This window comes from Pseudomonas sp. NPDC088890, from assembly GCF_044900155.1.
GTDB lineage: Bacteria > Pseudomonadota > Gammaproteobacteria > Pseudomonadales > Pseudomonadaceae > Aquipseudomonas > Aquipseudomonas urmiensis.
Map to the genome: position 1 here is coordinate 508,829 of NZ_JBJDNG010000002.1, position 12,375 is coordinate 521,203.

At 63.7% G+C, this 12,375-nt stretch carries 12 protein-coding genes; 2 read left to right on the forward strand and 10 right to left on the reverse strand.

The features are described from left to right. Positions 1–298 precede the first annotated feature (298 nt). From ACI2JX_RS07170 to lpxO, 3 genes are all read right to left on the reverse strand, one after another. Complete coding sequence (locus tag ACI2JX_RS07170) at positions 299–868, reverse strand: GNAT family N-acetyltransferase (RefSeq protein ID WP_264234512.1); 570 nt, start codon at positions 866–868, stop codon at positions 299–301. 79 nt (positions 869–947) lie between these two features. Continuing rightward, positions 948–1,292 carry a carboxymuconolactone decarboxylase family protein gene (locus tag ACI2JX_RS07175; protein ID WP_264234513.1) on the reverse strand — a complete coding sequence of 115 codons (345 nt, stop codon included), beginning with the start codon at positions 1,290–1,292 and terminating at the stop codon, positions 948–950. Between the two features lie 154 nt (positions 1,293–1,446). Next, positions 1,447–2,346, reverse strand: coding sequence for a lipid A hydroxylase LpxO (gene lpxO / locus ACI2JX_RS07180; protein ID WP_186553379.1), 900 nt, complete (start codon positions 2,344–2,346; stop codon positions 1,447–1,449). Positions 2,347–2,558: 212 nt separating this feature from the next. Here lpxO and thpR point away from each other — a divergent pair, with 212 nt between their 5' ends. Continuing rightward, the gene (thpR, locus tag ACI2JX_RS07185) at positions 2,559–3,104 is read left to right on the forward strand and encodes an RNA 2',3'-cyclic phosphodiesterase (protein WP_264234514.1); all 546 of its coding nucleotides are present in this window, start codon (positions 2,559–2,561) and stop codon (positions 3,102–3,104) included. A gap of 8 nt (positions 3,105–3,112) precedes the next feature. Here thpR and ACI2JX_RS07190 read toward each other — a convergent pair whose 3' ends face one another. From ACI2JX_RS07190 to ACI2JX_RS07205, 4 genes are all read right to left on the reverse strand, one after another. Next, a complete protein-coding gene (locus ACI2JX_RS07190) occupies positions 3,113–5,551 on the reverse strand; it encodes a TonB-dependent siderophore receptor (RefSeq protein ID WP_404689750.1) in 2,439 nt (812 codons plus the stop codon). Positions 5,552–5,647: 96 nt separating this feature from the next. Further along, positions 5,648–6,622, reverse strand: a complete 975-nt coding sequence (locus ACI2JX_RS07195) for a FecR family protein (RefSeq protein WP_404689751.1) — start codon at positions 6,620–6,622, stop codon at positions 5,648–5,650. Beyond that, a complete protein-coding gene (locus tag ACI2JX_RS07200; protein WP_186553375.1) occupies positions 6,619–7,125 on the reverse strand; it encodes a sigma-70 family RNA polymerase sigma factor in 507 nt (168 codons plus the stop codon). Before ACI2JX_RS07200 ends, ACI2JX_RS07195 begins: the two co-directional genes overlap by 4 nt. Before the next feature lie 110 nt (positions 7,126–7,235). Then, positions 7,236–7,835 (reverse strand): NAD(P)H-dependent oxidoreductase, encoded by a 600-nt coding sequence (locus ACI2JX_RS07205; RefSeq protein ID WP_404689752.1) that lies wholly within the window; start codon positions 7,833–7,835, stop codon positions 7,236–7,238. 93 nt (positions 7,836–7,928) lie between these two features. Between ACI2JX_RS07205 and ACI2JX_RS07210 the strand changes: the two genes are divergently transcribed. Further along, positions 7,929–8,525, forward strand: coding sequence for a TetR/AcrR family transcriptional regulator (locus ACI2JX_RS07210; protein WP_404689753.1), 597 nt, complete (start codon positions 7,929–7,931; stop codon positions 8,523–8,525). 97 nt (positions 8,526–8,622) lie between these two features. On the opposite strand, the gene ACI2JX_RS07215 is transcribed toward ACI2JX_RS07210, so the two are convergent. The 3 genes from ACI2JX_RS07215 to ACI2JX_RS07225 all read right to left on the reverse strand — a co-directional run bounded on the left by ACI2JX_RS07215 (position 8,623) and on the right by ACI2JX_RS07225 (position 12,369). Further along, on the reverse strand, positions 8,623–9,828 hold the full coding sequence (locus ACI2JX_RS07215; protein ID WP_404689754.1) for an NAD(P)/FAD-dependent oxidoreductase: 1,206 nt from the start codon (positions 9,826–9,828) through the stop codon (positions 8,623–8,625). A 222-nt stretch (positions 9,829–10,050) separates the two neighbouring features. Next, a complete protein-coding gene (locus ACI2JX_RS07220) occupies positions 10,051–11,106 on the reverse strand; it encodes a GlxA family transcriptional regulator (RefSeq protein ID WP_404689755.1) in 1,056 nt (351 codons plus the stop codon). 153 nt (positions 11,107–11,259) lie between these two features. Continuing rightward, positions 11,260–12,369 (reverse strand): sigma-54-dependent Fis family transcriptional regulator, encoded by a 1,110-nt coding sequence (locus ACI2JX_RS07225; RefSeq protein WP_186553370.1) that lies wholly within the window; start codon positions 12,367–12,369, stop codon positions 11,260–11,262. Positions 12,370–12,375 lie beyond the last annotated feature (6 nt).

Sequence of the window (12,375 nt, forward strand, 5' to 3'; positions counted from 1 at the left end):
AGGCCAGACCCACAAGGTTCACAAGCTCTGTGGAAGTGGGCTAACCGGAGAAGAGGCCAGACCCACAAGGTTCACAGGCCCTGTGGAAGTGGGCTAACCCGAGAAGAAGCCAGACCCACAAGGTTCACAAGCTCTGTGGAAGTGGGCTAACCGGAGAAGAGGCCAGACCCACAAGGTTCACAGGCCCTGTGGAAGTGGGCTAACCCGAGAAGAGGCCAGACCCACAAGGTTCACCACCAACCCTGTGGGAGCGGGCTTGCCCGCGAAGAGGCCGGTACAGACGGCGCAAATGCTGTTGTTAGCGTCCGCGCCGCCGCGACACCCGCGCCTCGATATTCTTGCGCCCGATCAACAGCGCAGGCTTCTCCACCACCGGCTCATCGGCCAGCCATTTGTACATCACCAAACAATCCACCAACCCTAGCCGGGCATGCCGATAGGCCTTTGGCAGGCGCCCGACCGTTTCGAACCCCAGCGTGTGCCAGAGCGCCACGGCCACCTCGTTAGTGGCCACCACCGAGTTGAACTGCAGGGCGAGAAAACCTTCCTGGCGCGCCAGTTTCTGCGAGTGCTCGCACATCAGCTTGGCCACCCCGCGCCCGCGTGCTGCCGGGCAGACCATGTAGCCGCAATTGCCCACGTGCGCGCCAGGGCCAGCGGCGTTGGCCTTGAGAAAATATGATCCGAGCAACTCACCGTCCTGCTCTGCCACCAACGTGCGCAGGGGCAGTTCCAGCCACAACTGGCGAGCCTGCTCGGCGCTCAGCTGCGGGTCGTAGGCATAGGTCTCGCGGGCTTGGACGATGCTCTGGAACGTCGGCCAGAAGCGCTCGAAGTCTTCCGGGGTCATGGGGCGGATGTGAATCATGGCGGTTCCTGCGCAGGCTTGGCCGCCAAGTCTGGTGTGCGCAGCGTCGCCGCGCAAGGGCGACGACGCTCGCTGTGGCTTAGTCGCTAAGCTTGCCCACCGCATCCAGCGCGCGCGCCGAGTAGACCAGTGCTGCACCTGCGTTCATCGCCACCGCCACCCCCAGCGCCTCGGCAATCTCCTCGCGGCTGGCGCCGTGCTTGACGGCCTGTTGCGAATGCACGGCGATACAGCCGTCGCAGCGGGTAGTCACGGCCACGGCCAGGGAGATCAGTTCGCGGGTCTTGGCGTCCAGGTGGTTGGTCTTGGCCCCGGCGCCGCTGGCGGTCATGTAGCCGGCCACGGTATCGGGCGACAGTTGCTTGAGATCGCCGATGCCGGCCATCAGCTGCTTACGGTAGGCGTCCCAGTCCATCATGCTCATTGTCTTCACCTTGTGGGGTTTACGGCAGGAGCTTTGAGGCTAGTCGAATGTGCGCGGCGAGGAGGGGGGAAGATGGTCGGAAAAAACTACGACTTACGAACCTGTCGACACCGTGGGAGCGGCTAAGTCAGCTCCCACGCTGCCCAGCAGGGGTTCAGATGTAGATGAACAGCAACAGCAATGCTGCCACCACTGCCCATTTCTCCAGGTAGTAGCGCATGCGATTACGCTTTTTCAGCGCCTTGCCGCGTTCACGGATCTTGTAAATGCGGGTGAACAGGCGGTTGATGCCGCCAGTCTTGTCATTGGCATTGTTGGGCGCCGCAGCAGCGGCCATGACGTTGCGGCTGAACCAGCGATTGAACGCGGTCGCCCAACGGTACTTGAGCGGCCGCTCGACGTCGCAGAACAGGATGATTCGATTGTGCTCGGTGGTGTTGGCGGCGTAGTGGATGTAGGTCTCGTCGAACACCACGGCCTCGCCATCGCGCCAGGAATATTTCTCGCCGTCCACGTCGATGTAGCAGCCATCGTCGTTCGGCGTGTCCAGGCCCAGGTGGTAGCGGTACGAGCCGGCATACGGGTCGCGGTGACGCACCAGCTTGGCGCCGGGCGGCAGGGTGGCGAACATCGCCGCTTTAACCGTGCCGATACCCTGCAGCAGCTCGGTGGTGCGTGGGCACAGGTTCATAGCCGAGGGGTGGCTTTCGCCGTACCACTTCAGGTAGAAGCGCTTCCAGCCGGTCTTGAAGAACGAGTTGAAACCGACATCGTCATAGTTATCGGACTTCTTGATCTCGCCCACGTGCAGCAATTGCTGGGCTTCCTCGCGGATTTCCTGCCAATGGTCCTTGAGCGGTTGCAGCTCGGGGAAAGACTCCACCGGCAGGTAAGGCTTGGCCGGGTGCTTGGAGAACAGGTACAGGAAGCTGTTGACCGGAGCCAGGAAACTTGAGTGATCGCCCAGTTGGCGAGTCAACTTGTGTCGTACCCGACCGCGTAGGTGAACATAGGCGATCGAGAGAACGAAGATCAGTACGAGTGCAATTTTCATGAACGGATACTTGTCGAAAATGGCCATGCGCCATGGCGTAAGCGCGCCAGCATAAACAATCGTCGTAGGACTTTGTACCTCTTGTTACATCCAATCGGGGTGACTTTGGTGCAATGGCCTACCGATTGCGCAAACGTTTCAACTGGTTTTTTGCCGATTGAGAGACTAGGGAAGCGGTACACTCAGGTTGCCTTCACCCATCAGGAATGCCCATGGCCAAGGACGCACGCCCCACTGGCAGCCCATTCAAACGTCTGTTTTTCGCCCTGTCACTGAGCGAGGCACAGCATCGCGCGATCGCGCAATGGCGACGTGAGCTGGGCTTGCGCAGCGGAAAACCGGTGCCGGCAGAAAACTTCCACCTGACCTTGCTGTTCCTGGGGGATGTCGACGCGGCGCAGCTGCCGGCGTTGTGTGCGGCAGTCGATAGCATTGCCCGTCCCCAGGCGCCGCTGCGCCTGGTGCTGGATCGGTTGCAGGTGTGGCCGCGCCCCGGCGTGTTGGTGCTCGAAGCTGAGCAAACCCCACCCGCACTGCGCCAATTGGTCTATGCGCTGGAGCAGGCGGCGTTAGCGCTGGGGATTGCCCGCGAGTCGCGCGAATACCGCCCGCACCTGACCTTGGCACGGGAGTTCCGCGGCCAGCTGCCAGAGGCCGCCAGCGCGCCGGAGTTTTTCCTCAGTACTCGCCACTTCACCTTGTACGAGTCGCGCAAGGGCCGCTACTGGCCACTGGCGCAGTGGCCCTTGCTGGACTGACCCAGGCCTCAGAACTGCGGCGTGTACTTGACCGTCAGCATGAAGTTGCGCGGCTCGCCGTAGTTGTTGCTGCCATTGAGCTGGTTGAAGCCCGCTACCCAGTACTTTTTGTCGAACAGGTTGTTGGCGTTGACAGCCAGGTTCACTTCCGGGGTCAGCTGATAGGCAACGCGTGCGCTCCACACGGTGTAGCCGGGCACGCTGTAGGTACGTTCGTAACCGAGGGTGTGGCTTTGCGTGGTGAAGCCCAGGCCGGTGCTCCAGCGCTGGTCATCCACCGGTAGCTGATAGTCGGCCCAGGCGCGCAGCATGTGCTTGGGCGTCCACTGGCTGAACACGCGGCCTTCTTCGTCCGGGTCGTCAAGGAATTTGGTGGTGTTGTAGGTGTAGCCGGCAAACAACTGCAGGCCGCTGAGCACTTCGCCGCTGATCTCGGCTTCTACGCCCTGGCTGCGGACCTTGCCGGCGGCCGTGGAGCAGTACCAGTCGTCACAGGCAAAACCCGAGGCGGTATCGGTGACTGCGCGGTTTTCCTGATCGTAACGGAACAGCGCGATCGATGCGTTGACCCGTCCGTCGAGCAGCTCGGCCTTCAGGCCGGTTTCATAGTTACTGCCGATCACAGGCTTGAGCGGGGTATTGCCGACCGCGCGTTCGGTTTGCGGGATAAACACGTCGGTGTAGCTGGCGTACCAGGCCCACTCGCGAGTCAGGTCGTAGACAAAGCCCGCGTACGGGGTGACTTGCCCGGTTTCGGTCATGCGGCTGGTGGGATAACGATTGCCCGGATCGTTCGGGCCATTGAAGTCGATCGAGTCCCAGCTGTAGTCGAACCAGCTCACGCGGGTGCCCAGTACCAAGGTCAGGTCCTCGACTGGCTTGACTCGCCAGGCGCCGTACAGGCCCTTCTGGCGGATGTCGTAACTGGCCTTGTTGGCGCGGCCCATGTTGCCTGCCAGCAAGCTGTCACGGCTGGGTTCCGGGCGGCCATGGTCGATGTCGAAGATGCTGTCATCGGGGTCGGCAGCAAAATTGCGCCAGTAGGCATCGTCCGAGGTCAGCTTGGAGTAGTTGCCACCGAGGGTCACTTCGTGTGCCACGGAGCCTGTGTCAAAGTGGCCGACCAGGTTCATGTCCAGGCCGATCTTGGTGTTGTGAAAGTCGGTGATCCAGTCGGCATAGGTGATGCCGGTGCCATCGGGGTTCAGGCCCTGGCCGGTGGTCTGTACGCGCTGATGGGTCGAGGTGTTGGTCTCGTCCATGCGAATGGCCGCAGCCTTGTAGGTCCAGTCGTCGTTGAAGCGGTGCTCAAGGTCCAGGTAATAGGTGGTGACGTCGGTCTCGGCGCGGCTCCAGCGGGCGCCGGTGTAGGTCGAACGCGACACGTTGGCCGGCTTGCCGTCGGCGTAGCGGGGAATGCCACGCAGCATCGGCCGGGATTGCTCGCGGCTGTAGCTGATACCGCCGCCAATGGTAGTGGCATCGTTCAGGTCGATGTCCAGGGCGCCATACAGCGAGTGGGTCTTGCCCCACTGGTAATCGATGAAACTGTCGCTCTGGTCTTCATCGAGCACCATCCGCCCGCGCACCTTGCCGTCGCTGGTCAACGGCCCGCCGGCGTCCAGCTGTAGGCCATAGTGATCCCAGGAACCGGCCTTGCCGGTAATCGCCACGGTGGGTTTGGCCTGGCCGCGCTTGCGTACCAGGTTGATCGCGCCACCGGGGCTGCCGGTGCCTTGCAGCAGGCCGGAGGCGCCGCGCAGGACTTCGACGCGGTCGAAGAACACCAGGTCCTGGGTCGCCCAGTTGCCCAGCGAGTAGTTGTTGCGTGGGATGGGTACGCCGTCGTACTGCCAGTCATCGATCTGGAAGCCGCGCGAGGTGATGACCATGCCCGGGCCGATGCCCTGGGCGCCGACCAGGCCGGTGGTGTGGTTGAGCGCGTCCTTGAGGTCGGTGATTCCTTGATCGTCGAGCTGCTTGCGGGTGATCACCGTCACCGACTGGGGGATTTCTTTAAGGGTGTGCGTGCCTTTGCCCAGGGTCACTGCGCGGGCCGCATAAGAGCCACTGCCTTCGCTGGTGGCGTCTAGATAGTGGTCGGTGACACTGGTCGCGCCCAGTTCCATCACGTCCTCGCCAGCGCTGGCCGGGGCCACGCTGAAGTGGCCACTGCCACTCACCCGCAACTGCAAGCCGCTACCGGCCAGGGCCGCCTGCATGGCCTGTTCGGCGCTCATCTGGCCGACCACGGCTGGGGCCTGCTTGCCGCGCACCAGCGCCGGTTCCAGGGCAATGATGTGGCCGCTCTGGCTGGCGATGCGATTGAGCGTGGTGGCCAGGCTCGCGGGCGGCAGGTTGAACGACAGGGTCTGCGCCTGGACCAAGGCACTGAAGCTGCTCATGGCGACGACGAGGGGCAGGGCGCGGGGCCAGTTGTTGTGCACGGTGTTCTCCCGATTTAGAGGTTGGCTGTCAGGAGATAGGTGGGACGAGAATTGAAAACCGGACACCATTACGAATGATTTTCAAAAATATTTTCATTATTGGCGTTTTGGCCCGATCAAGGTCAGCCACGGACCATAGCGCTTGACCTCGATCGGCAAGGCCTCGCTGAGTGCGGCCAAGGCTTGTTGCGGCTGGTCCAGGGTGAATACCCCTTGTACGCGCAAGGTGGCGATATCCGGGGCCACGCGTATGTAGCCGCGCTGATAGGGGCGCAGCGCATCGACCACCGCCTGCAGCGGCTCGTCGAGCACTTCCAGGCGGCCATCGAGCCAGGCGGCGCGCTGCTGTTGCTCACTGGCCAGGGGTTCGATGCCGGTGGCGCGCAGCAGCGCAGCCTGGCCCTGTTGCACGTCCAGCTGACGGCCATCGACAAGGCTGGCGCGCACGCTGTGTTCAAGCACTACCACCCGCGTGGCGTCGAGCTCCTGGCTGACCAAAAAGCGTGTGCCAAGGGCCTGCACCTGGCCTTGCGCAGTGCGCACGCGCAGCGGCCGCTTAGGATCGGGCGCCACCTGGATCACCAGTTCACCGTGGCGCAGCACCAGCAGACGTTGTTCGGCGTCGAACAGCAGGTCGACGGCACTGGCGCTGTTCAGGCTCAGGCGGCTGCCATCGTCCAGGATGAAGCTGCGCCGTTCGCCCGCGCCGGTATGCAGATCGGCCATCCAGTCCTGGGCGGTGTCACTGCGCCAGCCGGCCCACAGGCCGCCACCCAGCAGGCCAAGGCCGGCCAGACCGCGCAGTACTTCGCGCCGCGACTGGGTGGGTTGCAGCAGCAGGCTACGTGCGGCACTGGCTTGGCCCGGCGCGCGTTGATCGAGCGTTCGCAGCGCCGCGCACGGGCGAGCCAGGCGCTGTTGCAGGCGATCCCAGGCCTGCTGGTGGCGTGGGTCCTGCTCCAGCCACTGCTGCAGGCGCAGCAGCAGCGCGGCATCGGGGCTGCGCGCATTGAGCTCGACCATCCAGTCGATGGCTTGTTCGCTGATGCTGTCCAGCGTGCGCGCGCTCATGGTTGCAGCTCGCACAGGTAGCACTGGCGCAGGGCCTGTTTCATGTAGCGGCTGACGGTACGCTCGGACAGCTGCAGCTTGCTGGCGATCTCGACATAGCTCATGCCATCGAGCTGGCTGTAGAGGAAGGCGGTCTTGACGATCGCAGGCAGGCCATCGAGCACTTGGTCAATGGTCAGCAAGGCTTCGATCAAGAGCAGCTGCTCTTCGGCCGAAGGGGCGACCTGCTCGGGCAGCAGGGCCAGGCGTTCGAGGTAGGCCTGTTCCAGTTGACGGCGGCGGTGGCGGTCGAAGATCAGCCGCCGGGCGATGGTCGAGAGGTAGGCGCGTGGTTGCTCGATGCTGTCCGGATCGACCCGCGCCCCGAGCATCTGGCAGAACGCTTCGGCCGCAGTGTCTTCGGCATCGGCGCGATTGCGCAGGCGCTTGTGGATGTGTTGGAGCAGCCAGCGGTGATGGTCGCTGAAAAAGAAGCCCAGCTTGCGGGTCGAGGAGCTGTCCAACGATTGATATCCGATCGTGAGTGTGAATCGTTCTCAATGGTAGCTGGGGAGGTTGTGCTCTCGCAATGGGAATCAATAGGGGCCACAAAGCGGCCCCACCGCTCCTGCGCTCAAGCCGCTGCCTCGACCCCCTCGAACAGCCGCAGCCCCAACTGACGCGCCCGCTGCAGATTGCCCGCATTGTCCCCGCTCTCACTGTCCGCCAACAGCGTCGAACCCAGCACCCGCGCGCCGCAGTAATCGAAAATGCCGTGCTCGATCTGGGCAACCATCGCCTGCCCATAACCATGGCGCTCGAAGGTCGCCGCATCGGCCCCGGCGACCCCAACCAGCTGCACCGGCAGCCCGCCCAGTTTCTTGATCAATTTGCCGTCGGGATAATAGTCGAACGCCCAGCCATTGCTGAACACCCGCTCGACCCAGCCCTTGAGCAGCGCGGGTAGCGACCACCAGTAGATCGGGTACACCAGCACCAGTGCATCGGCGCGCTCGATCCGCGCTTGCTCGAGCAGCACATCGGCCGGTGGCCCAGCCAAGCGGCGGTGCACCGCATGGTCAGCCAGGCCGAAGCGTGGATCGAAACCTTCCCTGGCCAGGTCGGCGATTTCACTGCTGTGTCCGGCGCGGGCCAGGCCTTCGGCGATCTGCCCGGCGAGGGCGTGGGTCAGCGAGGCGGGGTCGTGGTGGCCGATGACGATCAAGGCTTTCATGCTCGATTCTCCAGGATAGGGGTGCGCGCTAGCCACGGGGGCTATATACTCAAGGTAAGTTACGGTTAGTAAGTTACTTTTGGTAGGTAATCGATGTCAAGCGCCGAAAAAACCTCGCCGCGTAAACGCCTGTCGCGTGACGAACGTCGCCGCCAGTTGCTGGAGATGGCCTGGCAGTTGGTCCGCGAGGAGGGCACCGATGCGCTGAGCCTGGGCCGCCTGGCCGAGCAGGCGGGGGTCACCAAGCCGGTGGTGTATGACCATTTCGAAACCCGTACCGGCTTGTTGGCGGCGCTGTATCAGGAGTACGACGCGCGCCAGACGGCCATGCTCGATGCGGCATTGGCGCACTGCGAGCCGAACGTGCACAGTCGAGCGGCGGTGATTGCCCAGGCCTATGTCGATTGTGTGCTGAGCCAAGGGCGAGAGATTCCGGGCGTCAGCGCGGCCTTGGCGGGCTCGCCGGAAATGGAAGCGTTGAAGCGAGTCTATGAAGGACCGTTTCTGGAGAAGTGTCGCCTGGCCCTGGCGCCGTTTGCCCCAGGTGGGGATGTTGGCGTGGCGGGGTTGCGGGTGTTGGTCGGTGCGGCAGATGCGCTGGCGCTGGCGGCAGCGGCGGGCGAGTTGACGGCGGAGCAGGCCAGGCAGGAGCTGCAGGCGACCATTGTGGCGATGGTGGGGCGCCAGTGAGCGTAGTTATGCCCCTGGGACCGCTGCGCCCTCCATCGCAGGCTTTTGTAGGCGCTGGCGAAGCCTGCGATGGAGGGCGCAGCGGTCCCAGAAAAGATCACGCCACCGGAATCAACGGATCCGCCGCCGCCAACGCCGCAACCTTGTCTGCCGCTGGCGGATAGATCCACACCGAGTTGATCTGCTGCTTGAGTTGCTTGGCCTCGAATCGGTCCTCAGGCGGCGCCACCTGGCGATCCCAGCCCTCGGTATACACCGCGCCCCAGGCGCCCAGGTCCAGACAGGTCACGTACTTGGGCTGGCTGTAGGTCATCGGCGCCACGCCGATCAATTCGGCGGCGGCATTGTTGCCGGCATAACGCCCCAGCGGAATCGCGTGCTGGCAGGACATCACCGCATAGTTGCCGACCTCGTCGCACGCCGCATAGGCGACATCACCGGCGGCATAGACCGCGCCATTGCCCTTGACCTTGAGGTTGCCCTCGACATGCAGGCGGCCCTGGCGGTCGCGTTCGCCACGGATCTGCTCGGTGAGCGGGTTGGCCTTGAAGCCCACGGTCCAGATCACGGTCTTGGCCGGGATGCGCTGGCCATTGTCCAGCAGCACCCCATCGCCATCGACTGAGGCCACGCTGGCGCCGCAGATCCATTCGATGCCCAACTCGGTTGAAGCCGCCTCGATGGCCGGGCTGATCCCCGCGCCCAGCGCTGCGCCAATTTTCGCCCCGCGATCGACCACGACAATGCGCGGGGTCACCTGCTCACCGAAAATGGCGCGCAGCCGGGTCGGCAATTCGGTCGCGGTCTCGATGCCGGTAAAGCCGCCGCCGGCGACTACCACGGTATTGCGCGCTGGGCTGTCAGGCTGGGAGGCGAGCGACTTGAGGTGCTCTTCCAGGCGCGTCGCCGAGTCGATCTTGTCGACGTCGAAGGCGTGTTGATCGAAACCCTCCAGCGCAGGGCGGTTAAGCAGGCTGCCACAGGCCATGATCAGCCGGTCATAGCCAATGCTCAGCTCAGCCCCGGAAGGATCACGATAGGCCACCGACTGGCGGCCCTCATCGATGCGGTAGGCGGTGCCTTTGATGAAGCGTACGTTGACCGCGTCGAACAGCGCTTGCAGGGGGGCGGCCATGGTGTGCACGTCGGGCTCATAAAACCGCGGGCGCACGTGCAACTCGGCTTTGGGCGCAAGTACGCTGATCTGCACATCGTCGCGGCCCTGCAGGTCAAGCAGGCGCGCGGCACCCAAGGCGCTCCATAGGCCGGCGAAGCCTGCGCCAATGACAAGAATCTGTTTCATCGTTGTGCTCCAGGTGATTATTGGAATTATCAGTTCGGGCACGGCACGTGAACGGCGCGCATAAAGCTCGCTCGAAACGCAGAGGGGGCGCCTTTCCAGTTGGCTGGCCGATGGAAATGATAGGCCCTCCAGGCAAGTGCGTGCCGTGCTCCGACAAACGCAGCAGCCCACGCAGGTGTTGAGTTTGTTGCGCTGGATGCTAGGCGCGCAGGGCGTTTGGCCCTAGGCCAAAGAACCCTGGATTTCGGCCAGGGGCACGCTGTGGGCGAAACGTGCGCGGTAGTCGCGTGGGGTCACTGCCAAGTGGCGCTGGAACGCCAGGCGCAGGCGTTCTTCGCTGCCGAACCCGCACTGACGGGCGATTTGCTCGATCTGCAGGTCAGTGTTTTCCAGCAGGCGCCGGGCCGCTTCCAGACGAAACACTTCAATGGCCTTGGCCGGAGTACGACCGGTTTTTTGTTTGTACACCCGCGTGAAGTTACGCAGGCTCATGCACGCTTGCCCAGCCAGGCGCTCGACACTCAGCTGTGGATCGTGCAAATGCTCATTGAGCCACAGGTGCAGTTCATCGAAGGCGGCGCTGTGCTCGCCCTGGGCCTTGAGCAACTCGCTGAACTGCGCCTGGCCACCAGGGCGCTTGAGGAAAACCACCAGCTCGCGGGCCACCTGCATCGCCACCTCACGGCCGCAATCAGCCTCGACCAGGGCCAACGCCAAATCGATGCCGGCGCTGACCCCGGCCGAGGTCCAGACCTGCTCTTGCTGCACGAAGATCGCCTCGGCATCCACCTCGATGGCAGGAAAGCGCTGGCGCAGGGCATCGCACATGGCCCAATGGGTGGCGGCGCGGCGTCCGTCGAGCAGGCCGGCGGCCGCCAGCAGGAAGGTGCCGCTGCACACCGAGGCGGTGCGCCGCGCCTTGGCGGCGACCTGACGCAAGCAACTGACCAGTTCGACGTGCTCAGGCAGGGTGCGCACGATCTCCGGCGCACCGGGCACCACCAGGGTGTCGATCTGTTCGAGCAGTAGTGGTTCAAGGGGCTCGGTGTGCACCCGCAGACCTTCGGCGGTTGCGATCAATCCACCCGGCACGCTGGCCGTACACACCCGATAACCGGCCAGGCCACGTTCGGCGCAGGCCTTGTTGGCGGCCCAGAACACCGTTTGCGCGCCGGTCAGGTCGAGCAGGCCCATGTGCGCATAGGCCAGGAACAGCAACAGGCGTGGTTGGCTCACGGACGTGGCGACAGTGTCGGGAACGTTGGCTGCGTGGGTCATGCTCAGGTGTCCGGAGCGGGTATCAGGGTGAGTGCCTATGTTACTCCAGGCTCGGGCTGTTGGGCCTTGCGCTTATCGCGTGTTGCACCAGCGCTAACAAGCGCTTCGCGTAGCGCGGTGAGGGTGCAACGTGTCCAGTCGCCGGCGTAGCGGTCAGATCGACAAGCGTACCAGGCGGTTATCTAGTGGTTGCTCCTGATTGCGGCGTTTATTGACCACCAACTCGCCAATGGCGATCAGCCGGGTGCGGGTGACATTGCGTGATAAGCCGAGCAACTGCGCGGTGTGCACCTGGTTGTAATGGCAGAAGCGATAGGCCGAGCGCAGTAGGGCGTTCTCGACTTTCTCGTAAAGCTCGCCAGGCTGCTCTTCATAGAGCCGACTGAAGGCCAGCTGCAACAGATCTTCGACCGCATCGCCGCTGGATGCGCGCGCGGTGCTCTCGTCCTGTCGTTCCAGGCGCAGGTTCGACAGACGCAGGTCTTGCGCCTGGATCTCGCCATTGCCGCAGGTCAGCAGGCTGTGGTGAATGACGTTTTCCAGCTCGCGAATGTTGCCCGGCCAGCTGTATTCGACCAGCTTGGCCTGGGCGCGTGGGCTGAGCTCCACCTGGCCATAGCTCAGGCGTTCGCTGTAGCTGCGGATGAAGTGCCGCGCCAATGGCAGGATGTCGCCCGGCCGCTCGCGCAGCGGATGCAGCGACAAGGTCACCACGTTCAGGCGGTAATACAGGTCTTCGCGAAAGTGCCCGGCGTTGATGGCCTTTTCCAGTTGTACGTTGGTTGCTGCCAGCACTCGCACGTTGATCGGGATACTTTTGCGCGAGCCCAGGCGCACGACTTCCCGCTCCTGTAGCACGCGCAGCAACTTGACCTGGATCGGTAGCGGCAGGTCGCCGATCTCATCGAGAAACAGCGTGCCGCCGTTGGCTTCCTCGAACCAGCCAGCCTTCGCTGCCAAGGCGCCGGTGAAGGCGCCCTTGTCGTGGCCGAATAGCTCCGCTTCCACCAGCGATTCAGAGAACGCGCCGCAGTTGACCGCGACGAACGGCCCGTTGCGCCGGCCACTGAGGTTGTGGATGTGGCGTGCGACCAGCTCCTTGCCCGTGCCGGTCTCGCCGATGATCAGGACGCTGGCCTCACTGGGGGCGACCTGTTGCAAGTGGGCGAGCAGCGCCTGCGACCTGGGGTCTTCGAAGACCTGTGCGGTCGCCCTGATCGAGGTAGCCAATGACGGTGACGGGGGGAGGGTCAGCAATTGCATGAGCGT